The sequence below is a fragment of the Candidatus Poriferisocius sp. genome, assembly GCF_965219815.1.
In the GTDB taxonomy this organism is placed as follows: Bacteria; Actinomycetota; Acidimicrobiia; order Acidimicrobiales; family Bin134; genus Poriferisocius.
This window is the reverse complement of record NZ_OZ244791.1, coordinates 377,276-402,973: the sequence shown is the minus strand read 5'-3', so window position 1 is coordinate 402,973 and position 25,698 is coordinate 377,276. Positions and strand designations below refer to the sequence as shown.

The following is a 25,698-nucleotide window of genomic DNA, read 5'->3' as shown; positions in this document are numbered from 1 at the left end:
CCGAGTTCTCTGTATCGGTTGTGCCCATCGCTTCTCCTGGTTTCCGGTATGGCCGTGCTGGGCTGGCCCGAACACTACTTGCGGCCTATGACAGTTCCTCCCCATCGCCTCTTACCCGAAGGTGCCCCGGCTTCAGCGGGTACGTCCGCGGCGGGTTTTCGCCTCGAACTCAAAGAAGAGCGCACCGGCCGACCGACATGCGCTTCGGATTGAAGGGACCAGATGACTGCAACAATGCGGATCAACGCTGCATTCCCAACCAAGCAGAATGGCGGCTGGCGGGCGGGCCCCAAGAGCAGAATGGTCCCCAATAGGATTGGTAATGCGATCTCCGCAATCTAGGCCCGCCCTCATCTCACGAGGCGGAGGTGGCACCGCACAGCGCAACGGGGCGGCTGTATGCGCGCCCGTCAGGCTCTACGCTTGTTCGGCGGCACCGCGTGTGTGCCGAGGAGCAGCCCGGCGTTGAGCACCTGGTCGGCGATGGACCGCCACAGCTCGCTCAGCGTTTCGGATGCCAGACAGCCGGAAATCTTGCAGTTCTGTCGCAGCCCCTTCGTGAAAAAGGCTTCGGGCAGGTCGATCACTGGACGCTTGAAACCAGCGCTGCCGCCCGCGGGCGCGGCGGGGATGAAGCTGAACATGCTGTCGACCGGGTCGTCGGGCGTAGCTCCCCGGTAGAGCCTGAACGCCTCGGCCGTGTCGTTGTCGGCCAACGGCCCGCCGGTCACCTCCAAGAACGAGTCGGGCACAAGGCCTGCCAGGGCCGTGCGGGCGTCTTCGGCGAGGTAGTCGGCGTGGTCGGTCACCACCAAGACGGTGTCGAGCACCCAGCCGTGCTTCTTCATGCTTCCGAATACGATCAACGACCCGCGTTCTAGGCGCTTGAGGTTCTTGCGATGCTTCTGCACGCAGTTCGAGTACAGCATCCGGTCGCCGAATATGAACGGGTCGGTGTTGTGCAGGCGGGCGTGCCCGCCAGGTCGCCCGATGTAGTACGGCGACCACAGATATTCGGGCTGGTGTATCGAGTCGGGCCGGTCGAGCCTCTGCAACAGCTCAGATGGGGCCTCCCATTCGCCCCACGCCCACAAGTTGCCGCTGCGCTCCATGCCCTGCCCGTCGATCGACCGGCCCCGCACCTGCATGAACTTGCGTGCGTGCAAGCTGTCGTAGTCGGTCCACGCCTTGTGGCCGTCCCGGTCGGGCCGGTGCTCACCGCCGGGATGGGGCAGCTGGACGAACGAGCCGCTACCGGACATTCGCTAGACCATCCAAGATGATCGCCCCCAGTTCGTTTTTTTGGGCGGTGCCTATGGGCAGCGGCGACCTCATCGCGGGGCAGAGCACGAATAGCGCCTTAGAGCCGCCTACCGCGTATCTGCGGGCCTGAACTCGGTACGGGGGTTCGCGAGGGTTGCCGCCGACTTTCGTGTCGACGATGTGGAGGTCGCCCCAATCGGCGTCGACGGGTGCGAACGCGATGTCCGACAGGTGGCCCCTCGCCATGGCGAGCACGACGATGTGGGGCCGCAGCGCTTCCATCAATCCGTGCCATAGCGGCACCCCGTCGGCTTGGAGCAGCTGGCGGTCGCCGTCGTCGAGCCTGCTCCAGGTCGGGTCGGTGGCGACCGGCGAGCAGATGTCGGTGTGCAGCGCCGTAGAGGGCCGACCGGGGCGGTAGCCGGAGCCCATGCCGTTGAGCAGCGGATCAAGGTGTTGGAACCATGTCCAATAAGGGCTGGTGAGGAAGTAGGCCGACATAGCGTCGAGATAGCGGTCTTGGTCTTCGGCTGCGATCCCCTCGGCGAGCGGGAACCGGCAGAACGGATCGCCCGCCGGGAACTCCCGCCACGACGGGTTCAGCGCCACGGTGACCACTCGCAGAGGCGACCTGTCGTAAGCGACGGCGTCGCCGAAAAACAGGACCGGCGCCGAAGGGGCCACCCTCGCCGTCGTCGCGGCTGCCCGGTCGAACGCCTGCCACACCCCCGCCACAGCATCCGAAAGCGCCTCCTTCCGGTTCATCCGACCGCCCTAAAGACCCGCTTCTCTCCGAAACTCCGCGGGCAAGGCTCTCTGACTGGCCGTGCCTCTGTCCGGTTCATCCGCTGAGAACTGCTGCGTTCACTGGCCCTCCCAGTTTTGTGTCGCGCCGTACTATGGCCAGCCCGCACACTACTTCTAAGCAGTGACATTTCCCTGGGGTCGCAGGCCCGCTTCGCTGCACACGCGCCTCCCAGCCAGGGGTGCTGCGGGCCGCTCCATATATCGCACTGGCGAGTCGGCCCATTGGATAGGCAGTAGTTGAGCCCGCTGGTTGCCATGATCCAAGCTTGAACAGTCGAATCTCCCGAATCTCAACCCAAGAGTTGTCTGCGTCAGCAAGGATTTAACAGAGGGTCAGTTCGTGCTTCTTCGCTCGAAGTCGATGACTGCTAGTTCCTTGTAGATCGATCCCCAGAGAGCTGGGGATCGGCCGGCGGCGTGGAGGTCTCGGCCGGTCGAGTCGAAGTGCTCGTAGAACACCTTCAGCAGTTGCCCTCCAGCGGCAGCCCACAGTTCCTTCACGCTTTCGAAGCCGTCGCGCCATTCGGCTCCCCGGTATTCCCCGTATGGGGCGCCTTGCTGGGATTGGATGAGCAGGAGCCGGAAGCTCGCCAGCACGGGGTATAGGGCAGGACGCCTGAGCCTTTTCTCAGATTTCACTCCCTCCAAAAACGGGAACTCGAACTTGGGCCTACCCGGTTTGATCGACTCGGCCATTTCCAAGCTGCCGAATTTTCCGCCCGTTCCCGATGCTCCGCCCATCTCCTGCCACTGGCGCTCTGAGTCGCTGGCGATCAGGTCATGCAGGTGCAGGATGTCTCGCAGGACCGGCGTGAGCCGCCGGTAGCGGTCAGCGTCGTTCTGGAACCGATCGATCATCGACGCCTTGCGCCGGTATGCGTCCACGGGGTGGCTGCTGCGGTCGGGGTATTGAGCGATGTCGAAGCACGACATGATGGCGATGATGTCGACCACGTCGATTTCCCCTTCTTCGCCCTCGTGCCACGCGATGCGGTCCGCCCACTCGTCTGGTGCCAGGGCGTCTTTGAGGAACTGGAATTCATTCTTCAAGTCGAGAAGCGATTTCGCCTGGACCTGCATGCTGGTGTTGCGGCCACCGGCGATATCGGTGATGAGCTCCGCCGCAGGAAGGCCGGTCATGACCTCCAGCCGTATGTACTCGTTGCTCGGCGCGACGCCCTCCTGGACTGCTTTGCGGACGATCTCATATGAGTGCCCGCCGTCGACGATTCCATAGCCAGAGTCCGGCGGGAAGTGCAGCTCGTACACATCCATGCCGTCCTCGCGGGACTCGCGGGACTTCGATACTGCGGACGCGACTATGGCTATCCCCCGGTGCTTCAAGTGGAAGGTTCCCTCGCGGCTGTCGTCTAGCTGGCACAGCGACCTAGACACGTCACGGTATACAGGCCGGTTGACATTTGGCTCGCGAGGGTTCGCGTCCAGAGGGATGTCGGCCGGGAATTCGCTCGCCGGCACAAGCATGTAGTGGGTCTCGGCACCCCCGAAATTCGGATCGGGCATCCGCCGAGCGCTTTTGACCACGACAGGAACAACGTGGTTGCTCATTATTCTCTTCTCCAGTGCCCGCATCCGCGAACCTCGATTGATATGTGGCCGCTCCCGGCATCCGCCAAGGCGACCCCCAAAGAATATCTGCAACCGGGGCCAACAACAATCACCCCCAACGAAGCCCTCGCTTCCCGCCTATCGATCCTCCCTATCCACCGATCCCTCTCACGAGTTCAGATCCAGTGGACTTTCCCCTGTCGTCCTCCTCATGCACTGACACGGGACAATCGAGAGCACAGATTAAGTTCGGTAGATCTGCGAATTCTCTGTGCCGACGCGAATGTGGATGATGTCTGGCTGAATTAGGAGACTAACTTCAGGAAGATCGGTGGGGGTCTGGACAAGTAGGTCGTCTAGGGGATCGCGAATGTACTTGTCCACGAAGAGGCCCATTGTGGGGCCAGCTTCGGATTCGAGGTGGGCCCACGCCTCCTCGCCTACGTAGGCCTTCCCGCCGTGTCTGATGAAGGCATCCCTGAGTTCCGACAGCTTGGGATTGTCGGTGCCGTCGAAGACAACTAGCACGGGTGCGTAACCACTCGCCTCGCAGTCAGCCGGATAAGCGAGCTCTTCTTGCCATCGGCCCTGTCCTGAGGCGGCGATTGTGACACGGGTCTTGATTTCGTAGGCGCTTTGTCCTCGCAGGCAATCCACCTGGCGTCCCCGCCCCGTTCCACTCCTCTTGATGGGGCTAGATGCTGCCGACACTCGTACGCCACCAATGGCACCGGCGATAATCGGCTCAAATAAATTGCCGGTCTCCTGGGCAGATCGATTGTCAATGTCAAACAACCACTTTCTAGCGATTAGAAGTGAGCCAAGTGCCTTGGTGCTGAGATCGCCGTACTGCAGAAGCCCTCTGGGTCCGACCTGTTCAAGGGTTGGAGTGACCTGAGACCTCAGGATGTTTGCGAACTTCAGTCGGGCTCGGTGAAGAGTGGCGAGCGAAAGAAAGTACGTGTCTGTGTCGACCGGGCCAGCCTGGAGGAGCGAACGGTATGCGATGAGTGCAGAAGTATCACCGCTGGTCGAAAGCTCACCAGGAGCGATCTGGTAGAACTCTCGGCTGCCCAGCGGATCGACGCCGTCGACCGGCGGAAGCGCTAGGTCGCGGGCTACCAGCGCTACGAGTGCTCGAACGGAGCCATCAGTTAGGGAGACTCCCTGATCGCCGCCTCCTCGCGCCCGCACCTTCTCAAAGGCGGTGGACTGCGCCTTGCTCAACTCCAGAGCGGCACCTCCCCAATCCGGTACCGAGCGTTTATGCGTCTGACGACACTATGCAAGGCAGGGCTCATCCCAGCCCCATTAGTAACCCGGAATTCGAGGAGCCGCGCCGAGCTGTCTATGGACGACGGAGAATCGGCGCTTCTCTCTGCGACCCACCCGCCGAATACTTCTCCAAAGTTCGGCGGAATTGCATTGCCGATGAGCGTCGCCTGCTCTGATCGATTGCCTACGAACTCAAAACTGTCGGGAAATCCCTGGAGGCGCGAGCACTCTCTCAAAGTCAGACAGCGATCCTCCAGAGGGTGGAGGAATTCTCGGGTCGCTGCGCTAGTTATGGCCTTTGACGGCTCATCCGCGCGAAGGCGTCGAAGCCCGGCAGGAGCGCCGCCCCGGCGCTCGGTAGGCATCCCGTCAGCGACCCGCCGATTAGCCCTCCTGGCGTAGCTTCTGTGTTGCAGGTCCTTCGGAAGATCGCGCATCGTCTGTCCCTGCTGCAGCAACTGGAAGCGAAGAGCGTCCGACTCTGAAATGGGAGGTGCTATGTGGCCCTGGACCACTTCGTCCTGGACAGAAGAGGCTGGCGCACCGATGCCATCAAGGGAATCAGCAACCGTAGGCGCAAGAGGAAGTGCTGTCGTTCGTTCCATTTCCGCTCCTGGCGCGCCGTAAGCATGATGAGACGGACTGGGAAAGCCGGGGTCTCCACCAAGCAATCCAATAGCAATCACACGCTTGCGAAGCTGAGGAACGCCATAGTTGGCGACATTCACCTTTTGCAACCTCACTTGATAACCACCATCAAGCACTCCGTCGAGCAGATCAACGACAAAGTCACCACCCGACATCGTGAGAAAGCCCTCGACATTCTCGAATAGGAACCATTGGGGATGCAGTTCCGCAACCATCCGGGCGAACTCTTTGACAAGCGTGTTGCGATGATCCGAAGCGCGCCGCGCACCCGCCGAAGTGAAACCCTGACATGGCGGCCCGCCGGTGACGAGGAGTGGGGTCACACCGTCTGTTCGCGTAAGCAGATCGGCTGCCGACAGATCCCGTATATCGTCGGGAGAGACCCTGGCGCCATCGAAGTTGTGCTTCAGGGTTTCGACGGCCGGAGCCCAATTGTCATTGGCCAAAAGAGTGTCGAAACCAGCCCACCGCAGCCCCAGCACGAGACCCCCGGCTCCAGAGAACAGGTCGACACTCGACAGACGATCTGCGCTCACCGCTAGAACCGAATCTCCTGCAGAATCATCCCACCATCATGGCACGACGGTGTGACTTAATGGTCTTATGGGTCACACTCTTGTAATTCTGAGCGAGCGTCGGCAAACTCCACCAGTCGATTGCTGACATTGCAGACTAATCATGCTGGTTGATCTGTCGTGAGGCCACCAGGGTAACCACTCTCTTAGCCAGACCGCTCCTGATGACCTGGGGAAATGTCCTCGACTGGCAGGAGACAGTCAGTCCACCCTGGCCACAAAGAAGAGGAAACCCCTGCGGGCTAACCCTCGATTTCATTGTATATCTATTCGGATATACTCAAACTATGAACCCAGTTCAGTTCATCCGGGCGGTGGTTGGCATGACTCAGCGCCAGTTAGCTGATGCTGCTGAGACTTCCCAGCCGACGGTGGCTGCTTATGAGGCGGGGACCAAGAGTCCGACGTGGCGCACGGTGGAGCGGATGGCTCGTTCCGTGGGCCTAGCGTGCTATCCGCTGGTGACGGCACCGCTTACGCGAGATCAAGCGAGAAGCCTGGCTCTCCATGGCGCCATTGCCCGGGAACTGAGAGCGCAAGGGGGCGAGTTCCTCGAGATCGCCAGGCGCAACATCTCCCGAATGCGATCGCTCAACCCGCATGCCTCGCCATTGCTTGATGAGTGGGAGAGGATTATCGAAGGGACAGCTGATCAAATCGTTGCCCGAATGCTCGACCCCAGCGAGCACGGGCGCGATCTCCGCCAAGTCACCCCGTTTGCCGGGGTGCTCTCTCCGGCACAACGCGCTGCGGCTTATGAGTCGTTTGAGGACTGACTGGATGCGTTGAGAACTCGCCTACGATCCGTCGATCAGTCTCATGGGGAGCATGGTTAGGGCGGAGAGGCTGCCGTCTACGGCAGAGTCGGTGAAGCCGGTCAGGGTTGCCCAATCGCCGGAGGCGGGGCGCTCATTGAAAGGCAGCTGAGTCTCGAACGGGAGGTTTTGGCCGAGTGCTCCTCCTTGGGCCAAGGCTAGGCCCAACAGGCCGTCTTGGTCTTCGATCTGGAACACGATCGTGCCCTCGAAGCCATTGCCCTCACCCGCAACCACTGTGCCCCCGGCCAGCAGCTCGCCCACGGCGGGGGATTCCACCACGATGTCGTCCGATTGGGCGCTGATCACCACCCAGGCCAGCGACCCGTCGTCGAGTTGAACTTGCTGCATATGGATTCTGGTCGCCACCCCGAATGTCGAGCCGTCCTCGGCCAGCCTGGGCAGCACGGCGGTGGCGCTCGTGCCGGATTGGGCAGCCGGGTGGGGCGCCGCCGCCCTTTCTCCCCGGGCCACTTGCCGAGCGAATCCCGCCGCTGCCTCATCAGGGGTGCGGGGCCACGTCTCCGGCTCGAATCTGGGCCACACCAGCAACTCCGGGAAGGGGATGGCGGTGGGCTCGGGGGCTGCGGTTGGAGTGGCGGGTATCGGGGTCGGCGTGGGCGTCGGGATCACCACCTCCGGAATCTCGTCCAGATCGACGACTTCCGCCTCGGGCTCCACTGCGGCCTCTTCAGGCTCCGCCGAGTGGTTGCCGCAGCCGGACGCCACGAGGAACGCAGCAAGCAATAGAGCCCACATCCGGCGAATCACACTCGAACACTATCCTGGGGCGTCCATGCTTCCGCCCGACGTCAAGCCCATATCGGTTGACGACCACATCATCGAGCCGCCCCACCTGTGGCAGAGCCGCCTGCCTGAGGCCTACCGGGACCGCGGCCCCCGGGTGGTGGAACTGGAGAACGGCACCGAGGCCTGGCTGTATGAAGACCAGGTGGTCCAAACGGTGCGGGGCAACACCCGCACGCTGCCGGGATTCGACGACGATCCCCTCGGCGTGGCCCGGTTCAGCGAGATGCGCCCCGGCTGCTACGAGCCCAAGGCCCGCCTGCAAGACATGGACCTCGACGGGATCTGGGCCCAGGTCAACTTCCCAGACTTCAGCCGGTTCGCCGGCCACCGGTTCGTAGTCAGCCACGACTTCGACCTGGCCCTGCTGTGCGTGCGGGCCTACAACGACTTCATCCTGGAGGAGTGGTGCGCCACCGACCCCGAGCGGCTCATCCCACTGATTGTGGTGCCGCTGTGGGATCCGGCCGCCGCTGGCGACGAGGTGCGGCGCACCGCGGCCATGGGTGCCCGGGCGGTGGCATTCTCGGAGAATCCCACCTCGCTGGGTCTGCCGTCGGTGTTCACCGACCATTGGGAGCCGCTGTGGGCCGCGGTGGCCGAGACGGGTCTGGTGGTGTGCCTGCACATCGGCTCGTCGTCCAAGCTCATCAAGTCGTCCGACGATGCCCCTCCGTGCCTCGTGCTGCCCTATGTGGGGGCCAACTCCATGATTGCCTGCTCCGATTGGCTGTTCTCCGGCATTCTCGATCGCCATCGCTCCATTCAGGTCGCCTTCTCCGAGGGCGGGGCTGGCTGGGCTCCCTACCTTCTGGAACAGTCCAGCCAAGTGTTCAACAATTTCCGGGTGCAGCTCCCCGCTGAGCGCCCCCCTCGGGAGACCTTCGCCGAGCACATGACGGTGTGCATGCTGCGCGACGACACCGCCATCGCCGCCCTCGACGCCATCGGCGAGGACAACATCACCTGGGAGTCCGACTACCCCCACGAGTCCACGCTGTTCCCCAACAGCATGGAGTCCCTCAAACACACCACCGCACCTATGGCCGAGGACGTTGCCCGCAAATTCGCCGAAACCAACGCTCGCCGACTATTCAAGATCGGCATCTGATCCACAGATCCGCAAGAACGGTGAATTCCCCCAACCATCAGGAGTGCGCGAATGACCACGATTGAGTTTCTTCTCCGACCCAGACACAACTGGAGCGTTGATGAGGCTGAAGCGTTGATTGCCCGCCCGTTTCACGATCTCCTGGCCGATGCCCACCAAATCCACCGAGCCCGCCATGATCCCCACGAGGTCGAGGCCGCCATGCTGTTGTCCATCAAGACGGGGGCGTGTCCTGAGGATTGTGCCTATTGCCCGCAGTCGGCCAAGTGGAACACCGGCCTCAAGCCCGAACGGCTCATGCCGATCAGCGACATTGTCGCAGCCGCAGAGAAAGCCCGAAGCGCGGGCGCAACCCGCTTCTGCATGGGTGCGGCGTGGCGGGAGCCGAACGACCAGCAGGTCGAGGAGGTCAGCCACGCGGTCCGCGAGGTGGGTGCACTCGGTTTGGAGACCTGTGCGACTCTGGGCATGCTCACCGCCGAACAGGCCAACACACTGGCCGACGCGGGCCTTGACTACTACAACCACAACCTCGATACCTCGCCCGAGTTCTACGGCGAGATCATCACCACCCGCGTCTACCAAGATCGCCTGACCACGCTGGCCCATGTTCGCGATTCCGGTGTGAAGCTGTGTACCGGCGGAATCGTCGGCATGGGGGAGTCAAGGCGCGACCGAGCGGGCCTGCTGGCCCAACTAGCGCAACTCGATCCGCATCCAGAGAGCGTCCCCATCAACTTGCTGGTTCAGGTTCCAGGCACCCCGCTATTCGGCACTGAGAAACTCGATCCCCTCGAACTGGTCAGAACGATCGCGGCGGCACGGCTGATGATGCCCGAATCAGTGGTTCGGCTGTCAGCCGGTCGCAATGAAATGACCGACGAGCTCCAAGCCCTGTGTCTACACGCCGGGGCCAGCAGCATCTTCCTCGGCGATCGACTCCTCACCACCGCCAATCCCGGTGCCACCCGCGACGAGGCGCTGTTGGAGAAACTCGACGTCCAACTAGTGGAGCTGTGACAACTCTCTAACGAGCTACTTCTTTTCGGGCTCGCGTCCGAAGCGCTCCATTGACTTCTGGAACTCTGCCACCGAGGAGTACACCGCCACCCGGTCGAACTGCCGTTGGATGTTCCGGTCGGTCACGTCGGCGTGTACGTCCACTGCCATCTTGGCCAGTCCCAGCGCCTCAGTGGGCAGCGACATCAGGTGCCGGCAGAAGGCATACACCTCGTCCATCAGCGACTCAGCCGGATACACCTCGTGGATCAGCCCAATCGACTTGGCCTGCTCGGCGTCGATCTCCATGGTGGCCATGGCCATCCATTTGGCCCAGCTCGGGCCGATCAACCGGGTAAGCCTGCTGGTGCCGCCGCTGCCGGCGATACCGCCCAGCTTCACCTCGGGCAGAGCAAACGATGCCTCCGGCACGCAGAACCGGAAGTCCACCGAGCCGGCCATCTCCACCCCGGCCCCCAGGCAGCGGCCCTGAATGGCCATGATCACCGGCTTCTCCACCGCCTCCATCTCGTCGTAGAGCAGGTGGTGGCTGCGGTAGTCGCGGCGGAAGTTCCATCCCGGATGCTGGTCCATGGTCTCGGGATTGCCGGGACGGTTCCCCGCCGGGCTGGAAATGTCCTGTCCAGCGGTGAAGTAGCGGCCCTTGGCCGTGATTACCAGGCATTTCAGGTCATCGCGGTCGCCCAGCGCCAGCACGGCCTCCCATAGAGCCGCGGTCATGTCGTGGCTGATGGCGTTCAGCTTGTCGGGCCGGTCGAGGGTGACCGTGATGATCCCGTCGTCTACATCGATGACGGCGTTGGGATGTCCTTTGAGCTCTCCTGCCACCTAGCCAGCTTCGCGCAGGCGGGTGGTGCGGTGCACCGGGTCGGTGTCGATCTTCGGGATCACGTGCTCGCCCATGAGCTGGATCATCTTGAGGTCGTCGGCCCGATCAGCCGAGCCCAATCCGAACACCAGCTGGTCGGCCCCGGCATCGGCCCACGCCTGGGCGCCCTTCAGCGCCTGGTCGGGGTTGCCCATCACCGCGCCCGGTTGGCCGATCATTCCCTGTGCCTCCTCAAGAGTGGGCATGGGAAGGGTCTGGGGCCACGGCGGCACCCATTCGGGCCGGGGGAAGGTGTCGTGGTAGCGGAACACGTTGGACTGGAGGTAGGCCATCGATGACCGCAAGATGGCGTCAACCGCTTCCTCGGTGGTCTCGGCCACGAACGCCCCGCTGGTCACCATGATGTTGTCGTTCACGTACGCCCCCACCGGCTCAGCGTTGCCGATCTCGTTTTTGTACGCCTCCAGCACTGGGGCCAACTCCGCGAGCTCTCCCACCGAGAAGCCCAGCACGCCGAGGCCCTTGCGGGCGGCCATGGCGTAGCTGGTGGTGTTGCCCGCGGCGTACCACATGGCCGGGTGGCCCTTGCCCCAAGGCTTGGGCAGCACCTTGCGGGGCGGCAGAGACCAGAACTTGCCCTCGTAGCCCTCGTAGGTGTCCTGGGTCCACATCTTGGCGAACTCGCCGATCACGTCCTCCCAGATCTCCTTGGTGGCGGTGGTGTCGGTGATGCCCTCTTTGTGTAGGAAGCCGAGAATCTCGTGGCTGCCCGCGCCTCGCCCGGTGCCGAACTCGAACCTGCCCCCCGACAGGTGGTCGAGCATGGCCACCCGCTCGGCCACCTTGGCCGGGTGGTTCACCTGGGGCAGCGGGTTGAAGATGCCCGAGCCGATGTGGATCCGCTCGGTGGCGTGGGCCAGATAGCCGGCCACCGCGTCGTTGGCCGACAAGTGGGAGTACTCGTCGAGAAAGTGGTGCTCGGTGAGCCACACGTACTTGAACCCGGCCTTGTCGGCCGCGATCACCAACTCCAGTTCCTCCATCAGCGCCTTGTGCTCGGCTTCGGGATCGCCCTCCCGGCGAAACTGGGGCACGTAGCCCTGGATGAAGACTCCAAATTCCATGTCAGCCTCTTTTCTGGGTGCTTTCGGGTGTTCCTTCTCAGTGCGCTAAGCGGCAGCCTCGCGCAGGCGGGTGGTGCGGTGCACCGGATCGGTGTCGATCTTGGGGATCACGTGCTCGCCCAGCAGCGCGATGGTCTTGAGGTCGTCGGCCCGCTCGCTGGAGCCCATGCCGAACACGAGTTGGTCGGCGCCGGCGTCGGCCCATTGCTGGCAGGCCTTGAGAGCCTGGTCGGGGTCGCCCATCACGCTGCCCGGCTGGCCCACGGTCTCCCACAGGTCATCGGCACTGGGCATGGGGATGGTCTGGGGCCACGGCGGCACCCATTCGGGCCGGGGGAAGGTGTCGTGATAGCGGAACACGTTGGACTGGAGGTAGGTCATCGACGACCGCAGGGCGTGGTCCACCGCCCCTTGGTCGGATTCGGCCACGAACGCTCCGGTGGTCACCATCAGGTTGTCGTTCACGAACGCCCCCACCGGCTCGGCGTTGACGATGTCTCGCTTGTAGGCCTCCAGCACTGGGGCCAGCTCATCGAGGGCCCCCACTGAGAAGCCGAGCACGCCGAGGCCCTTGCGGGCGGCCATGGCGTAGCTGGTCACGTTGCCCGCCGCGTACCACATGGCCGGATGGCCTTTGCCCCACGGCTTGGGCAGCACCTTGCGGGGTGGCAGCGACCAGAACTTGCCCTCGTAGCCCTCGTAGGTGTCCTGGGTCCACATCTTGGCGAATTCGCCGATCACGTCTTCCCAGATTTCTTTGGTATGGGATGTGTCGGTGATCCCCTCCTTGTGCAGGAATCCCAGGATCTCGTGGCTGCCCGCGCCGCGGCCGGTGCCGAACTCAAACCGGCCGCCGGTCAAGTGGTCGAGCATGGCCACCCGCTCGGCCACCTTGGCGGGGTGGTTCACCTGCGGAAGGGGGTTGAAGATCCCCGACCCGATGTGGATCCGCTCGGTGGCATGCGCCAGATAGCCGGCGATGGCGTCGTTGGCCGACATGTGGGAGTACTCGTCGAGGAAGTGGTGCTCGGGCAGCCACACGTACTTGAACCCGGCCTTGTCGGCCGCGATCACCAGATCGAGCTCCTCCATGAACGCAGTGTGCTCGGCATCGGGATCCACGTCCCGCCGGTGCTGGGGCACGTATCCCTGGATGAAAAGTCCAAACTCCATGTCGGCCTCTCTGTCGATTTTCGGCTGATATTTCCTAACATCCCGCCCGCCTCAGGGCATAAGTGCGGGAGCGAATAGGCTGCCGGGCCGTGCCTCCCATTCGCCCCGAGCAACCGCCAACTCCACCCCGAGATGCCTTCGCCATCCACCGGGCCCCGGTCGACGGCGACCTGTCGCTGGCCTACATCCGCGAGGGAGAGGGCGGCTACCCCCTGGTGCTGGTCCACGGCTATCCCGAGACCAAGCGCGTCTGGTGGCGCAACATCAAGCCCTTGGCCGAGGCGGGCTACGAGGTGATCGTGCCCGACTTGCGGGGCTACGGCGACTCCGACCTGTCCGAAAACGACCAGTACGACCTGGTACTGTACTCCCGAGACGTCCACACTCTGGTTCACGATGTGCTCGGCCACCAGCGGGTCGGGCTGTTGGGCGGCGATGTGGGCGGCGCGGTGATCGTGGACATGGCCAACCGCTGGCCCGAGTTCGCAGAGCGGATGGTGTTCTTCAACACCGTGGCGCCGTTCATCGTCGACCAGGTGGACTGGTACACCGAGCGGGGCCTGTCGCTGAACCCGCTGCCCCACGGCCCCACCGGCGACTACCGCATCCGCCAGGGCCGCGACCCCGACCAGCTCCGGGCCGACCTCGACACCCCCGAGCGCTGCCGCCGCTACGTGCGCGACTGCTACGAGCACCGGCTGTGGGCCTCCCAGTACTCCTTCGAGGAGGAAGACATCGACTTCATGACCGAGCCGTTTGCCGATATCGAGCGGCTCGCCGCCGGCTGGTCGGTGTACCAGTTGGAGTACGGCCGGCCCATGAGCGAGCCGCCCATGATGGGCACCCAAGTGCAGGCCCCCACGCTCATCTTGTACGGCCCCGACGACCAAGTAGTGCCCAAGGACTTTCCCAAGCGCTGCGAAGTCGCCTTCGCCAACCGGGTGGGGCCAGTGGTGATCCCCGAATGCGGCCACTTCCTCCAGTGGGAGCGGGCCGACGTGTTCAACGAGCTGGCCAAGTACTTCTTCGCCGACCTCAAAGCAGGGCGGGGCTGATGCACCTCAACGAGTTCGCCTCCACCGCTGAGCCCCTCGACATGACGGTGACCGCCGAGTTCGAGAGCCTGTGTACCAGCGCGGCCGACCTCGGCATCGCCCACGGCTCAAACATCTCCTATACGTCCCGCAACATCGTGGCCCGCCATCACCGCTTCCACTTCTCCGAGTGGGGCAGCCCCGACGCTCCCACGGTGCTGCTACTGCACGGTGGCAACCAATCGTGCCATTCCTGGGACCTGGTCAGCCTGGCGCTGGCCGACCGCTACCACGTTTTGGCCCTGGATCAGCGGGGCCACGGCGACAGCGAGTGGGCCCGCGACGCCGACTACTCCTCGGGGGCCATGGCCGCCGACGCCGCTGCCTTCTGCCAGGCGATGGGCGTGGTGGACCCCATCGTGATGGGCCACTCCATGGGCGGCATGAACACCATGCGCCTCACCCTCGACCACCCGAAGCTGGCCAAGGCCATCGTGTTGGTGGACATCGGCCCGGAGATCTCCGAGGTCGGCACCCAAGTAATCCGCACCTTCGTCACCGAGAACCGGGAGTTCCAAGACTTGGGCGATTTCGTGGCCGCAGTGCAGAAGTACGACCCCTACCGCAGTCGGGAGCACATCGAGCGCACCGTCAAGTACAACCTGCTCCAGCGGGTGGACGGCACCTACATCTCCAAGGTGGACCACGGCCCCCGGCTGGCCCACGGCGCCGAGCACCGCCGGGCCGGCGACCGCTTCACCCTGGAAGACGCCGAGCGCATCACCCAGCCGGTGCTGCTGGTGCGGGGTGCCGACTCCTGGGTGCTCACCGCCGAGGCCGCCGAGCGGTTCGCCGACGCCTTGCCCCACGGCCAACTGGTGACCGTGCCCGACTGCAGCCACAACGTCCACGGCCAGAACACCCCCGGCTTCTTGGCCGCGGTTGAGCCCTTCTTGGCAAGCTTCTCGCCATGAGCGACATCAGCGCCGCGGTAGAGGCCTGGGATGAGTGGTGCGACCTGCTCAAGCGGATGGGCCGCGAGGTGGTCGCTTCGCCCTATCCCACCGACGACGGCGGCGACATGGAGATGCTCGAGCACCTGGCCGACAACGTGGAGGGGTTCTTGGGCTGGGAGGTTTTCCACGCCGACCCCACCCGCCCGTTCTTCAACCGCCAGAACGACCTGACCGTCCAGTGGGGTGGCCCCAACGCCGACAACGTGTACCGCCATGCCCGCATCGAGCCCGGCCGCCGCTACCGCATCACCGGCAACATGCACGGCTGCGACGATTTCATCATCGCCCTGCGGGCCGGGTTCATGCACAACGACATCTGGGGCACCAAGTCCACCATCACCGCCCACGACCTGGGACTCGCCCGCCACGACGACTTCGAGATCCTGCTGGGTGGCGACGAGCCTGGCGCGGTGGCCATTCCCGACGGGGTGCTGTCGGCGTCGATCCGGGAGTACTACTTCGACTGGACCGCCGATGAGCCCGCCTTCTTCACCATCGAGTGCCTCGACCCCGAGCCCGCTCCCGTGCTCGACGGCCCCACCTTCGCCAATCGGGTGCGCCGGGCCATGATGCAGATGACCGACTCCATCGAGCGGTGGAACGCCTACATGGTGATGAACCGGGCCGAGCGCATCGACAACACCTTCACCAACCGCACCCTGGAGGTGTCCAAGGGCCTGTCCATGGCCCGCTACGAGTTCTGCTTCTGGGATCTAGAGCCCGACCAGGCCCTGATCGTGACCGCCGAGGTGCCCGAGGCTCACTACTGGGGCGCCCAGCTCTACATGATGGGAACGTTCGAGCTGGTCGACACCTACGCCCACATCTCCTGTCGCAACCAGACCCAGACCACAATCTCCTCCGACGGCAAGGTGCGCTACGTGGTGTGCGGCACCGACCCCGGCCTGGCCAACTGGCTCGACAACGCCAACCGCCGCAACGGCCTGTGTACCCTGCGTTGGTTCTGGCCCACCGGCGACCAAGCCATGGCCCCCACCACCGAGGTCGTCCCCCTAGCCGACGTAGCCGCCGCCCTTCCCGACGACCACCCCGCCGTCACCCCCCAAGAGCACGCCGTCGACCTCGCTGCTCGCCAAGCCCATCTCAGGCACCGTTTCCGGACCTAGCTCTAAGGCCGCATCAGGCCGCCGCCGTCCACTTGGAAGGTCTCGCCGGTCACGTATTGGCTGGCATCAGACAGCAGGAACCCGATCACCGGGGCGATGTCGGCCACGGGGTCGCCGTCGCGACCCATGGGGTGGTTGTCGAACAGGGCCTTGTACGACGCCAGACGATCGGGGTCGTCGTCGGGCGGGGCCCGGTGGGCCACCGATGCCGGGTTCACGCAGTTCACGGTGATGCCGTCGCGCCCCCATTCCCGGGCCGCAGTGCGGGTCAGCGAGCGAATCGCTTCCTTGGCCGCTCCGTAGGGTCCATAACCAGGGCCACCGGTGATCCCCACATTGGTACCGAACGTGATGATCCGTCCCCGCCCCTTGGCCGCCATGTGGGGGTGAACTGCCTGCATGAACCACAGCGTGCCCTTGGGACCGGTGTTGAGAAGCAGGTCCATGTCCGATTCGTCCACTTCCAGCAGCGGCATTGTCGGGCGGAACGACTGAGCGTTGGCCACCAGTCCGTCCACCGTGCCCCACCGCTCCACCGTTCGATCAACCACCTCGTTGGTGTGGTCCCGGTCGCCCACCGACCCGGCGACCGCCAGCACATCGCCGCCCCGCTCCCGCAGCTCAGCGGCGGTGGCCTCGATGCGCTCGGGCTTGCGGCTGGTCACCGTCAGCTTCACGCCTTCGTCCACCAGGTACTCGGCGATCCCCCGGCCAATCCCCTTCGAGGCTCCGGTGAGGATCACGACCAGACCTTCCAGCATCGCCTGAGCGTACTGTTCTAGGTGATGCCACCCTGCTTCAGCAACCATGAGCTGGACCCCTGATCCCCGGCCCGACTGGGTAGCCGCCGTGAACCGGGGCGACGCCGGCCCGGTGGTCGACGAGGCCCGTCGCCCGTTCGACCCCCACCTGCTGATGGCCGAAGCCCTGGTCCGCCAAGGCCGAGCCCCCGATGACCGGGCCGCGCTCGGCGCCGATGGCTTCGTCGAACCCCTCACCCTGTTCTGTCACGGGCTGGAGCACGAGGCCGACCTCACCGTCATGGGGCGGTGGATGTCGCGCCGCATGATCCTGCGGCTCCTAGAAGTCCGCATCCAGATCAACGACTATCTGGCCGCCGACCCCGGCACCCTCGACGAGCCCGTCGACCAGCCCATTTTCGTGATCGGCGCACCCCGCACCGGCACCACCGTCATGCACGGCGTACTGGCCCAAGACCCCGCTCACCGGGCCCCGGAGGGCTGGGAGCTTCTGCGCCCTGTTCCCCCGCCCGACCCCGACCCCGATATCCGGGCCGCCGACCCCCGCATCGCCTTGGCTGGCGCCGAGCTGGTCATGCCCCAGACGGTGGCCAGCGGAATGCTGGCTATCCACGAGTATTCCGGGCGCATGTTCAAAGAGTGCCTGTCGGCCATGTCGTTCGAGTTCCGCTCCGAGGAGATGGTCAGCCGCACCGACATGCCCACCTATCAAGCCTGGTACGACACCGCCGATCTGCGCCCGGCCTACCGCACCTATCGCCGGGTGCTCCAGATCTTGCAGCGGCGCATGCCCACCCGGCGCTGGGTGCTCAAGTCGCCCGCTCACCTCCAGGGTCTGCCAGCCCTGATGGATGTGTTCGACGACGCCCGCTTCGTGATCACCCACCGCGATCCCACCGCCATCTTGCCCTCGGTCACCAGCCTCATCGCCACCATGCGCTGGGCCCACTCCGATCGGGTCGATTTCGCCGCCATCGGCCGCTACCACCTAGAGCTCTACGCCCGCAGCCTCGACAACCTCATCGATCTCATCGACTCCGGCCGCCTGCCCGCCGACCGCACTGCCCAAGTGCCCCATCGCCAGGTGAGCACCGAGAAGCTGGCCGCCGCCCGATCGGTGTACGAGCAGCTCGGCATGGAGCTGAGCGCCGACGCAGAGGCCGCCATGGCCGCCTACGCAGATGCCACCCCGCCCGGCAAGCACGGAGAACACCGCTACGAGTTCGAAGACCTGGGGCTCACCCGAACCGAGGTCCGAGCCCGCTTCGCCCGCTACATCGACCGTTTCGACATCCCGGTAGCTGCAAATGAGTGATCAAGGCAGTGCCTGACCAAGAGCACCCCGAGACGGCGTCGGCCTATCGACTGGCCGAGCTGCTCGGCGACCTGCCCCATCCCGACGACTTCGGCCCCGAGGCCTACGAGCTGGTGGAGCGCACCCGCGATCTGGTGGCTGCGGTATCGGCCAACGACGCCGACCCCGCCACCCGGGCCGAGATCGCCGCCGCCCTGGCCGACATCACCGAGCGGCTGCGGGCCCACACCCGCGACCCCCACATCGTGGTGGCCAAAGACCACGAGGGCACCATCTACAACCTCACCCAAGCCGGATCAGGCCTGCTCAACCCCCACGCTCCCCGCCTCATCTTCGATCCGGTGTCCCCGCCCGACCCCGAGGCGGAACCAAGACCAGTGGAGATGCGGGCCACCGTCACCCTCACCGAAGCCCACTCCGGCCCACCCCATCGCGCCCACGGAGGAGTGGTGGCCACCATCCTCGACGAGGCCCTGGGCAACGCCGCCACCCGAGCCGGCGCCACCGGCCTCACCGCCGGCATAAACATCCGCTACAAGACCGGCGTCCCCCTCCACACCCCCCTAGAAGTCACCTGCCGCTACTCCCACACCGAAGGCCGCAAACACATAGCCACCGGCGAACTAAGAGCCGGCGAAACCATCTGCGCCACCGCCGAAGCCATCTTCATCACCGAATCGCCCTCTTAGCCCCCCGGAAGGCCGTGTGCCACGATTATCGGCATGGTCGACATCGCACCCCCGGACGAGGCCGACATCCTAGGCACCGCAGTGACCGCATCAGGCCTAGCCGCCGAAGCTCCTGTGAAGATCCCCGTCCAGCGCTACCTCTCCCCCGAGTTTGCCGAACTGGAATACGAAAAGATGTGGCCCAAGGTGTGGCACGTGGCTTGCACTGTGGACCACATCGCCAAACCCGGCGACTGGTTCGAGCACCGCCTCGGCAAGTACTCCATCATCCTGGTTCGGGGCGAAGACGGCGCGCTCCGGGGCTTCCAGAACGTGTGCCGCCACCGGGGCAACTCCATATGCCAGGGATCGGGAACCGGCATCACCGAGTTGCGCTGCCCCTACCACCGTTGGGCCTGGGACCTTACCGGCCGCCTCCGCGAGATCCCCTCCCGCCGGGGCTTCGGCCCCATCAGCAACGACGACCTCCCCCTGGTGCCCGTGCAGGTGGACACGTGGGCCCGTCTGGTGTTCGTGAACCTCGACCTCGACGCCGAGCCCCTGGCCCACTGGCTGGAGGGCATCCCCGACGACATCGCCTGGGCCAATCTCGACGAGTTCCGGGGCACCTACTCCACCGCCACCCCGGTGAATTGCAACTGGAAGGTGGTCAACGAGGGATTCTCCGAGACCTACCACGTCCAAGGCCTCCACCGGGAGATGCTGGGCAGCATCAACGACGTCAACTCCCCCCAGCGCATCTGGGACCGCCATGGCGTGTCGTATCAGCCTTACGGCGTGCCCAGCCCCCGGCTGGGCCGCAACGTGGACCATCAGACGGTGTGGGAATCGTTCGTGGCCACCCAGGGCGGCCGCATGGGACCGGAATACGACGAGCCCGGCAGTCCCGTCCCCGAGGTGCCCGATGGCCAGACTCTCCAAGACGTGATCGCCCAGAAGATCAGAGATCACCAGGCCACCATGGGCGTCGACCTGTCGGGCTACGACACCGCTCAGATCACCCACCTCAGCCAGTACAACCTCTTCCCCAACACCACGGTGCTGATCAGCGCCGACATCTTCACCGTGCTCACCGCCCGGCCCGGCCCCAACCCCGACGAGGGCGAGCTGGCCACCCTCCACCTCAGCCGGATGCCGTCGGCCGATGCCCCGGCGTCGTCGCCGGTACACGTCACCGTGCCCATGGACCAGGCCGACTTCGGGTTCGTGCTCAACCAAGACTTCAGCGTGATCCGCACCATGCAATCCGGCCTCCACCAGCCCGGCTTCACCCACGTGTGGCTGTCGGGCGAGGAGTGCCGCATCATCAACATGCACCGCAACCTGGAGCGCTACCTGGGCTTGGAGCCCGGCGGTTGGATACCCGCCGACCAGGCCCGGTGAGCCTGCCCGATCACCCCGAGGCCATCACTCCTGACTGGCTCACCCACAACCTGGCCGAGCGCTACCCCGGCACGGTGGTCACCTCCGTGGAGGTGATGGCTATCCATGCCGGCACCAACGCCAACGCCCGCCTGGCCATCGGCTACGAGGGCGATACCGACCTGCCCGCCACCATGTTCGCCAAGCTCCCCCCGCTCGATCCCGACCGTCGGGCCCAGATCAACCAAACCGGCATGGGCCGCCGGGAGGCGCTGTTCTACCAACAACTGGCTCATCGGGTGCCCATGCACACCCTCACCCCTTATGTGGCCGCCTTCGACCCCGACACCGGGGCGTTTGTGCTGTTGCTGGAAGACCTGGACAACTCAGCCAAGTCACTGCCCGACTACCAAAGCGGGATCCCGGTGGCCTACGCCGCCGAGGCCATGGACCACTTCGCCGAGCTCCATGCCAGCTACGAGGACCCCGACCGCCGGGCCGCCGAGGCCGACTGGGTGCCGCTGGCCACCATGGGAAGCGACTACGGCGCCCGCCTGCTGCGCTACGGGCTCGACAACCACCGCGACAGGCTCACCGATGCCTTCGCCGAGATCGCCGAGCTCTACATCGACCACACCGCCGAGCTCCACCAGGCATGGGCTGCGGGCCCCATCGGCGGGCCGGCCACCGTGCTCCAAGGCGACGGCCACATCGGCAACCTGTTCGTGACCGAAACCGGCGGGCCGGGCTTCTTGGACTGGGGCCTCATCAACGTGGGCGCCCCCATGCGCGACGTGAGCTACTTCCTCAACATGTCCATGGCCCCCGAAGACCGCCTGGCCCACGACCAGGCCCTCATACAGCGCTACCTCGACGCCCGCACTGCTCACGGCGCCCAGCCCATCGCGTTTGACCAGGCCTGGCTCGCCCATCGCATCCACGCCGCCTACACCGTCCCCGCCAGCTGTCAAGTGGTCACCTTCCCCGAAGACGCCTCCTCCGGCCGCCAAGCCTTCGCCGCCGCCTTCCTCGCCCGCTCCGAAGCCGCCCTAGCCCACCTAAACCCCCGCCCCGCCCTCCGCGCCACCTTCGGCCTCTAGCTCCCGACAAGCGATAGTCGATTGCAGTTGTGTGTCGCACGTTTAGACAGAATACTGTCGATATCCCAACTAAAACATCTTTATACTGTCGATATGGGAGGATCAAGAGTTTATGCGCCGGTGACGGTTGAGGCGGGCCGGTTGCTGGGCAGTCGGGTGCGTCAAGCCCGTCGGGAGCGTCGGTGGACGGTTGAAGATCTGGCCGAGCGGGTTGGCGTTTCCCCGGTGACGATCCGCAAAGTGGAGAAGGGCGATCTCACCGTTGCGCTGGGGACAGCGTTCGAAGCCGCCGCGCTGGTGGGAGTGGCTTTGTTCCACCATGACCCGGTGCGCCGAGGCCTCGAAGTCGAGTACGCCGCGGCCAGGCTGGCCGTGCTGCCCGCGGCGGTTCGGTCCGGCCAAGTGGACGACGATTTCTGAGATGGCCGGCCACCCAACCGAGGCCTTCGTATGGGTCTGGTTGCCGGGAGCGACAGAGCCGGTGGTCGCCGGGCGGCTTACTGATCGAGGTTCGGTCATCACGTTCACTTACGGTCGCAGCTACCTTGAGCGCCTCGATGCCATCCCGCTGTTCTTGCCCGAGCTGCCGCTTCGGCGAGGGGAGATCGCCCCGCATTCTGGCGAGATAGCCGGGTGCGTTGCCGATGCCGGCCCCGATGCCTGGGGTCGAAGGGTCATCGAATACCAGCGCATCGGAGAAGCCGCCGAATTCGGCACCCTCGCTTATCTCCTGGCATCCGGTTCCAACCGAGCGAGTGCGCTTGATTTCCAGGAATCAGCGGTTGACTACAACCCCCGCGGCCACGAGTTGGTGCCGCTGGACGAGCTTGCGGAAGTGGCTGACCGTGTCGAGAGCGGTGCTCCCCTCACCCCTGCACTTGAGCGAGCTCTGCTTCACGGGAGCTCTATGGGCGGAGCCCGGCCCAAGGCGGTGCTGGCCGACGGAGTACGGCAAAAGATCGCCAAGTTCACTTCGGCCACCGATTCCTATCCGGTCGTCAAAGCGGAATATGTGGCCATGGAGTTGGCCCGCCGCGCTGGCCTCAGCGTGGCGGGCGTCGGTCTCGACCGAGTGCTCGGCAAGGATGTCTTGCTGGTCGACCGGTTCGACCGTGTGTCGGACGGCGGCCGGAAGCTGGTTGTGTCGGCACTTACCATCTTGGGGCTGCACGATGCCGACGGCATGGCTGGCCGCTATGCCACCTATTCCGATCTTGCCTTTCAGATTCGGTCGCGGTTCACCGATCCTGATGCCACCCTGAAGGAACTGTTCGCCCGGATCACCTTCAACATATTGGTAGGTAACACCGACGACCATGCCCGCAACCACGCCGCGTTCTGGGATGGCACCCAACTCACCTTGACTCCTGCCTATGACATCTGTCCCCAGGGTCGGGTCGGTGAAGAGGCCGCTCAGGCCATGGCCTTTGGGGATGACGGCGACAGGTTGAGCCAGGTCGCTCGGTGCATCGCCCACGCTGGCATCTACCACCTGACAGTTGAGCAGGCCAGAGAAATCGTGGACCATCAGATCACCGTCATCCACGACGAATGGACACCGGTGTGCGATCAAGCCGAGTTGACAAACACCGATCGCAACCGACTATGGGGTCGCCAATTCCTCAACCCCTTCGCGCTCTACGACTACTGATTCGGGCGGAACGAGCCCCTACGCAGGAGGTTGAACATCCCGTACTATGGCGGGCATGGCTCTGGCAGAGATGCAGCCGCACGTTGAATTGCCGTTTCTCATCAATGATGCCGACAACCACTTTGTGGAGCCTCGCGATCTGTATGTGAACTACGTGGATCCCAAGTGGCGGCGCAAGGCGGTCATCTTCGAGGCCGATGAGGAGGGTCGCTGGGTGGGGGTGTTCGGCGGGCGGCCATCCCGTCTCAACCAGGCGGTGGCCCTGGTGGCTGCTGACGACGATGCCGCCGCCGAGGTGGCCGCCCGAGCGGTGCCCACCGCCGGCGACGAGAACCAGATGAAGGCCGGCCAGTCCAACATCCACTCCCCGGGGATGACGCTGTCCCGCCTCAACCCCTACCGCAACCTCTCCATGGACGAGCGCATCGAGCTCATCGCCTACTTCCGCGATCAAGAGGAGTCGTGGGGCAACCGCGATCTGCGCTTGGCCCTCATGGACTCACAGGGCATCGGGGCCGCCCTCATGTTCCCCAACCAGGTGCTGTCGCTGGAGTACGAGTTCGCCGACGATGTCGACGGCATCTACGCCAACACCCGGGCCTACAACCGCTGGATCAACGAGGAGATCGGTTGGGGCTACCTCAATCGCCTGTTCCTGCCCGCCTATGTGTCGCTGGCCGAACCCGACGAGGCCATCGCAGAGGTCGAGCTGGTGCTCAACCAGGGCGCCACCATCGTCCAGATCATCAGCGGCCATGCCCACGGCGGACGCCACAACCCCCGGGGCGGCCGCTCCATGGCCGACCCGGTCTACGACGGCTTCTGGGCCCGCATCAACGAAGCCGAGGCCCGGGTGGTGACCCACCTGGGCGCCACCGACTATCAGAAGAACGGAGCCGACTGGAGCGAGAATCCCGAAGACGGGCTGGGCGAGTTCGACGCCCTCCAGTGGGTGCTCTACTGGGGCGACCGCCCCGCCATGGAAACGGTGGCCGCCATGGTGCTGCACAACCTGTTCGGCCGCTTCCCCAACGTCAGGGTGTGCCTGTCGGAGCAGGGCACGGTGTGGCTCCCATACATCCTCCGCAAGATGGACCACGCCTACCTCATGGGCCGGGGGGCCCGATGGGGCCCCAAGCTCGACCGCCGGCCCAGCGACATATTCCGCGAGCACTTCATCGTGGCACCCTTCCCCGAGGAGAACGTGGCCCGGGTGGTGGAGGCGGTAGGCATCGAGCCCGTCGTGTTCGGCTCCGACTTCCCCCACAGCGAGGGACTGCCCTTCCCCGCCCTCTATGCCACCACCCAGCTCAAAGACATGAGCGACGCCGACATCAAGACCATCATGTGCGACAACCTGGCCCGATTCCTCAACATCGAACCGGTTCCGGTCCCCAATGGGAGCTAGCCCCTAGGCCACCTTCATCAGTCGGGCCATGTTGCCGCCCATCACCTTGCGGATCTGGTCGTCGGGCAGCCCGTCCAGTTGGTCCACGAATGAGATCGGGTCGGCCATGCCTTCCACGTGGGGATAGTCCGAGCCGAACACCACGTTGTCCACCCCCACTACGTCAATGAGCCCCACCGGGTCGTCCTCGTGGAAGGGGTGGATCCAGATATTGCGCCTGATGGCGTCCACCGGATGCTCCTCCCAGGCGTGGGGGAACCGCTGGTAGCACGTCTCCAGATGGGCCAGCAGGGGCCGCACCCATGAGCTGCCGTTCTCAATGATGGCCACCTTCAGCTTGGGGTGCCGGGTGAGCGCGCCGTGGGCCACCCACGATGTCACCGCGTCCTCGATGGCCCGGTTGTGCATCACCGACATCTGGAACAGCGACTGGTTGAACGCCATCATCTCCCCGCTGGCGCCCTCCCACTCGTTGGTGAATCGGGTGTAGCCGCTGTCGGAGGCGTGCATTGCCACCAGCACGTCCAGCTCCACCACCCGCTCCCAGAGCGGATCGAACTCGGGCAGGGCGAACGAGCGCGGCCCCCGCAGGCCGGGAGGCGGAGCGGGGCGGATCAGCACCGCTCGGGCCCCCCGCTCCACGCACCACTCCAGTTCCTCGATGGCCTTGTCCACGATGGGCAGGGTCACGATGGGCACCGGGAAGATGCGGCCCTCGTAGTTGAAGCTCCAGTGCTCCAGCATCCACTGGTTGAGGGCGTGGATCACGATGTGGCACTCGTCGGGGGCGTCCCGGAACCGCTCCTCCACCAGCGACGCCAACGTGGGGTACATCATGGCGTAGTCCAGTCCCAGCTCGTCCATCAGCTCCAGCCGGGGCTGGGGGTCGAAGAACGCCGGCAGGGCGTCGATCGGCTTCATGATCTCTCGACGCGACTTCCCCTCCGGGTTGCCGTGCTTGAAGTACTCCTCCTGGGCACCGGGCGAGCCCACTCGCTGGAAGGTGGGGTTGGGGATGTACTCGCTGATCTTGCCCCTCACCATGATCTTGGTGCGGCCATGGTGGTCGATGTAGTCGATGAGCCCGCGGTGAGAATCGGGCAGGTGCTTGGTGAGCGCCTCGGTGGTCTCGTACATGTGGTTGTCGGCGTCGAAAACTGGGAAGTCAAGCTGGCGGGAAGGCATACCAATAATCATATTGCTGGTGTACTCTGAGGGC

At 64.8% G+C, this 25,698-nt stretch carries 24 protein-coding genes; 13 read left to right on the top strand and 11 right to left on the bottom strand.

The window, feature by feature from the left end; translation table 11 throughout:
* Nucleotides 1-410: 410 nt before the first annotated feature.
* The 5 genes from ACOQPI_RS01920 to ACOQPI_RS01900 all read right to left on the bottom strand — a co-directional run bounded on the left by ACOQPI_RS01920 (nucleotide 411) and on the right by ACOQPI_RS01900 (nucleotide 6,098).
* Nucleotides 411-1,262: a hypothetical protein gene (locus tag ACOQPI_RS01920; RefSeq protein ID WP_420618037.1), complete on the bottom strand. Its 852-nt coding sequence runs from the start codon at nucleotides 1,260-1,262 to the stop codon at nucleotides 411-413.
* Nucleotides 1,252-2,028 (bottom strand): hypothetical protein, encoded by a 777-nt coding sequence (locus tag ACOQPI_RS01915; protein WP_420618036.1) that lies wholly within the window; start codon nucleotides 2,026-2,028, stop codon nucleotides 1,252-1,254. Before ACOQPI_RS01915 ends, ACOQPI_RS01920 begins: the two co-directional genes overlap by 11 nt.
* A gap of 375 nt (nucleotides 2,029-2,403) precedes the next feature.
* Nucleotides 2,404-3,639: an AIPR family protein gene (locus ACOQPI_RS01910; protein WP_420618035.1), complete on the bottom strand. Its 1,236-nt coding sequence runs from the start codon at nucleotides 3,637-3,639 to the stop codon at nucleotides 2,404-2,406.
* Nucleotides 3,640-3,882: 243 nt separating this feature from the next.
* Nucleotides 3,883-4,866 carry a hypothetical protein gene (locus ACOQPI_RS01905; RefSeq protein ID WP_420618034.1) on the bottom strand — a complete coding sequence of 328 codons (984 nt, stop codon included), beginning with the start codon at nucleotides 4,864-4,866 and terminating at the stop codon, nucleotides 3,883-3,885.
* The gene (locus ACOQPI_RS01900) at nucleotides 4,863-6,098 is read right to left on the bottom strand and encodes a DNA cytosine methyltransferase (RefSeq protein WP_420618033.1); all 1,236 of its coding nucleotides are present in this window, start codon (nucleotides 6,096-6,098) and stop codon (nucleotides 4,863-4,865) included. Before ACOQPI_RS01900 ends, ACOQPI_RS01905 begins: the two co-directional genes overlap by 4 nt.
* A 326-nt stretch (nucleotides 6,099-6,424) precedes the next feature.
* Here ACOQPI_RS01900 and ACOQPI_RS01895 point away from each other — a divergent pair, with 326 nt between their 5' ends.
* On the top strand, nucleotides 6,425-6,913 hold the full coding sequence (locus tag ACOQPI_RS01895) for a helix-turn-helix domain-containing protein (RefSeq protein ID WP_420618032.1): 489 nt from the start codon (nucleotides 6,425-6,427) through the stop codon (nucleotides 6,911-6,913).
* Nucleotides 6,914-6,934: 21 nt separating this feature from the next.
* On the opposite strand, the gene ACOQPI_RS01890 is transcribed toward ACOQPI_RS01895, so the two are convergent.
* Nucleotides 6,935-7,723 carry a Gmad2 immunoglobulin-like domain-containing protein gene (locus ACOQPI_RS01890; protein WP_420618031.1) on the bottom strand — a complete coding sequence of 263 codons (789 nt, stop codon included), beginning with the start codon at nucleotides 7,721-7,723 and terminating at the stop codon, nucleotides 6,935-6,937.
* A 25-nt stretch (nucleotides 7,724-7,748) separates the two neighbouring features.
* Here ACOQPI_RS01890 and ACOQPI_RS01885 point away from each other — a divergent pair, with 25 nt between their 5' ends.
* Together ACOQPI_RS01885 and bioB are read left to right on the top strand one after the other, a co-directional pair.
* On the top strand, nucleotides 7,749-8,870 hold the full coding sequence (locus ACOQPI_RS01885) for an amidohydrolase family protein (RefSeq protein WP_420618030.1): 1,122 nt from the start codon (nucleotides 7,749-7,751) through the stop codon (nucleotides 8,868-8,870).
* Nucleotides 8,871-8,921: 51 nt separating this feature from the next.
* Nucleotides 8,922-9,890, top strand: a complete 969-nt coding sequence (gene bioB / locus ACOQPI_RS01880) for a biotin synthase BioB (protein WP_420618029.1) — start codon at nucleotides 8,922-8,924, stop codon at nucleotides 9,888-9,890.
* 15 nt (nucleotides 9,891-9,905) lie between these two features.
* On the opposite strand, the gene ACOQPI_RS01875 is transcribed toward bioB, so the two are convergent.
* The 3 genes from ACOQPI_RS01875 to ACOQPI_RS01865 are packed head-to-tail and all read right to left on the bottom strand — an operon-like array spanning nucleotide 9,906 to nucleotide 13,016.
* Nucleotides 9,906-10,718 (bottom strand): enoyl-CoA hydratase/isomerase family protein, encoded by an 813-nt coding sequence (locus tag ACOQPI_RS01875; protein ID WP_420618028.1) that lies wholly within the window; start codon nucleotides 10,716-10,718, stop codon nucleotides 9,906-9,908.
* Nucleotides 10,719-11,843: an LLM class flavin-dependent oxidoreductase gene (locus tag ACOQPI_RS01870; RefSeq protein WP_420618027.1), complete on the bottom strand. Its 1,125-nt coding sequence runs from the start codon at nucleotides 11,841-11,843 to the stop codon at nucleotides 10,719-10,721. It lies immediately after the preceding gene.
* A 45-nt stretch (nucleotides 11,844-11,888) separates the two neighbouring features.
* Nucleotides 11,889-13,016: an LLM class flavin-dependent oxidoreductase gene (locus tag ACOQPI_RS01865; protein ID WP_420618026.1), complete on the bottom strand. Its 1,128-nt coding sequence runs from the start codon at nucleotides 13,014-13,016 to the stop codon at nucleotides 11,889-11,891.
* An 89-nt stretch (nucleotides 13,017-13,105) separates the two neighbouring features.
* Here ACOQPI_RS01865 and ACOQPI_RS01860 point away from each other — a divergent pair, with 89 nt between their 5' ends.
* The 3 genes from ACOQPI_RS01860 to ACOQPI_RS01850 are packed head-to-tail and all read left to right on the top strand — an operon-like array spanning nucleotide 13,106 to nucleotide 16,193.
* The gene (locus ACOQPI_RS01860) at nucleotides 13,106-14,071 is read left to right on the top strand and encodes an alpha/beta fold hydrolase (protein WP_420618025.1); all 966 of its coding nucleotides are present in this window, start codon (nucleotides 13,106-13,108) and stop codon (nucleotides 14,069-14,071) included.
* Complete coding sequence (locus ACOQPI_RS01855) at nucleotides 14,071-15,024, top strand: alpha/beta fold hydrolase (protein ID WP_420618024.1); 954 nt, start codon at nucleotides 14,071-14,073, stop codon at nucleotides 15,022-15,024. The genes ACOQPI_RS01860 and ACOQPI_RS01855 overlap by 1 nt, the downstream gene beginning before the upstream one ends.
* Nucleotides 15,021-16,193 carry a hypothetical protein gene (locus ACOQPI_RS01850; protein WP_420618023.1) on the top strand — a complete coding sequence of 391 codons (1,173 nt, stop codon included), beginning with the start codon at nucleotides 15,021-15,023 and terminating at the stop codon, nucleotides 16,191-16,193. The genes ACOQPI_RS01855 and ACOQPI_RS01850 overlap by 4 nt, the downstream gene beginning before the upstream one ends.
* Nucleotides 16,194-16,195: 2 nt before the next feature.
* On the opposite strand, the gene ACOQPI_RS01845 is transcribed toward ACOQPI_RS01850, so the two are convergent.
* The gene (locus tag ACOQPI_RS01845) at nucleotides 16,196-16,954 is read right to left on the bottom strand and encodes an SDR family NAD(P)-dependent oxidoreductase (protein ID WP_420618022.1); all 759 of its coding nucleotides are present in this window, start codon (nucleotides 16,952-16,954) and stop codon (nucleotides 16,196-16,198) included.
* A 46-nt stretch (nucleotides 16,955-17,000) separates the two neighbouring features.
* On the opposite strand from ACOQPI_RS01845, the gene ACOQPI_RS01840 reads away from it, so the two are divergent.
* The 7 genes from ACOQPI_RS01840 (at nucleotide 17,001) to ACOQPI_RS01810 (ending at nucleotide 24,479) form a co-directional block, all read left to right on the top strand.
* Nucleotides 17,001-18,269, top strand: a complete 1,269-nt coding sequence (locus tag ACOQPI_RS01840) for a sulfotransferase family protein (RefSeq protein WP_420618021.1) — start codon at nucleotides 17,001-17,003, stop codon at nucleotides 18,267-18,269.
* Nucleotides 18,270-18,277: 8 nt separating this feature from the next.
* Complete coding sequence (locus ACOQPI_RS01835) at nucleotides 18,278-18,958, top strand: PaaI family thioesterase (RefSeq protein ID WP_420618020.1); 681 nt, start codon at nucleotides 18,278-18,280, stop codon at nucleotides 18,956-18,958.
* Nucleotides 18,959-18,991: 33 nt separating this feature from the next.
* Nucleotides 18,992-20,341 (top strand): aromatic ring-hydroxylating oxygenase subunit alpha, encoded by a 1,350-nt coding sequence (locus ACOQPI_RS01830; protein ID WP_420618019.1) that lies wholly within the window; start codon nucleotides 18,992-18,994, stop codon nucleotides 20,339-20,341.
* Entirely contained in the window at nucleotides 20,338-21,420 is a 1,083-nt protein-coding gene (locus ACOQPI_RS01825; protein WP_420618018.1) for a phosphotransferase, read from the top strand. The genes ACOQPI_RS01830 and ACOQPI_RS01825 overlap by 4 nt, the downstream gene beginning before the upstream one ends.
* Before the next feature lie 93 nt (nucleotides 21,421-21,513).
* The gene (locus tag ACOQPI_RS01820) at nucleotides 21,514-21,840 is read left to right on the top strand and encodes a helix-turn-helix transcriptional regulator (RefSeq protein WP_420618017.1); all 327 of its coding nucleotides are present in this window, start codon (nucleotides 21,514-21,516) and stop codon (nucleotides 21,838-21,840) included.
* 1 nt (nucleotide 21,841) lies between these two features.
* Nucleotides 21,842-23,071, top strand: a complete 1,230-nt coding sequence (locus tag ACOQPI_RS01815; RefSeq protein ID WP_420618016.1) for a type II toxin-antitoxin system HipA family toxin — start codon at nucleotides 21,842-21,844, stop codon at nucleotides 23,069-23,071.
* A 55-nt stretch (nucleotides 23,072-23,126) separates the two neighbouring features.
* Nucleotides 23,127-24,479 (top strand): amidohydrolase family protein, encoded by a 1,353-nt coding sequence (locus ACOQPI_RS01810; RefSeq protein WP_420618015.1) that lies wholly within the window; start codon nucleotides 23,127-23,129, stop codon nucleotides 24,477-24,479.
* A 3-nt stretch (nucleotides 24,480-24,482) separates the two neighbouring features.
* On the opposite strand, the gene ACOQPI_RS01805 is transcribed toward ACOQPI_RS01810, so the two are convergent.
* The gene (locus ACOQPI_RS01805; RefSeq protein ID WP_420618014.1) at nucleotides 24,483-25,664 is read right to left on the bottom strand and encodes an amidohydrolase family protein; all 1,182 of its coding nucleotides are present in this window, start codon (nucleotides 25,662-25,664) and stop codon (nucleotides 24,483-24,485) included.
* Nucleotides 25,665-25,698 lie beyond the last annotated feature (34 nt).

Bases quoted from the DNA above. Each gene is read 5' to 3' on its own strand.
- ACOQPI_RS01920 (WP_420618037.1), bottom strand. From the start codon at position 1,262: ATGTCCGGTAGCGGCTCGTTCGTCCAGCTGCCCCATCCCGGCGGTGAG.
- ACOQPI_RS01915 (WP_420618036.1), bottom strand. From the start codon at position 2,028: ATGAACCGGAAGGAGGCGCTTTCGGATGCTGTGGCGGGGGTGTGGCAG.
- ACOQPI_RS01910 (WP_420618035.1), bottom strand. From the start codon at position 3,639: ATGAGCAACCACGTTGTTCCTGTCGTGGTCAAAAGCGCTCGGCGGATG.
- ACOQPI_RS01895 (WP_420618032.1), top strand. From the start codon at position 6,425: ATGAACCCAGTTCAGTTCATCCGGGCGGTGGTTGGCATGACTCAGCGC.
- ACOQPI_RS01885 (WP_420618030.1), top strand. From the start codon at position 7,749: ATGCTTCCGCCCGACGTCAAGCCCATATCGGTTGACGACCACATCATC.
- bioB (WP_420618029.1), top strand. From the start codon at position 8,922: ATGACCACGATTGAGTTTCTTCTCCGACCCAGACACAACTGGAGCGTT.
- ACOQPI_RS01870 (WP_420618027.1), bottom strand. From the start codon at position 11,843: ATGGAATTTGGAGTCTTCATCCAGGGCTACGTGCCCCAGTTTCGCCGG.
- ACOQPI_RS01865 (WP_420618026.1), bottom strand. From the start codon at position 13,016: ATGGAGTTTGGACTTTTCATCCAGGGATACGTGCCCCAGCACCGGCGG.
- ACOQPI_RS01855 (WP_420618024.1), top strand. From the start codon at position 14,071: ATGCACCTCAACGAGTTCGCCTCCACCGCTGAGCCCCTCGACATGACG.
- ACOQPI_RS01850 (WP_420618023.1), top strand. From the start codon at position 15,021: ATGAGCGACATCAGCGCCGCGGTAGAGGCCTGGGATGAGTGGTGCGAC.
- ACOQPI_RS01845 (WP_420618022.1), bottom strand. From the start codon at position 16,954: ATGCTGGAAGGTCTGGTCGTGATCCTCACCGGAGCCTCGAAGGGGATT.
- ACOQPI_RS01840 (WP_420618021.1), top strand. From the start codon at position 17,001: ATGAGCTGGACCCCTGATCCCCGGCCCGACTGGGTAGCCGCCGTGAAC.
- ACOQPI_RS01830 (WP_420618019.1), top strand. From the start codon at position 18,992: ATGGTCGACATCGCACCCCCGGACGAGGCCGACATCCTAGGCACCGCA.
- ACOQPI_RS01820 (WP_420618017.1), top strand. From the start codon at position 21,514: ATGGGAGGATCAAGAGTTTATGCGCCGGTGACGGTTGAGGCGGGCCGG.
- ACOQPI_RS01815 (WP_420618016.1), top strand. From the start codon at position 21,842: ATGGCCGGCCACCCAACCGAGGCCTTCGTATGGGTCTGGTTGCCGGGA.
- ACOQPI_RS01810 (WP_420618015.1), top strand. From the start codon at position 23,127: ATGGCTCTGGCAGAGATGCAGCCGCACGTTGAATTGCCGTTTCTCATC.
- ACOQPI_RS01805 (WP_420618014.1), bottom strand. From the start codon at position 25,664: ATGCCTTCCCGCCAGCTTGACTTCCCAGTTTTCGACGCCGACAACCAC.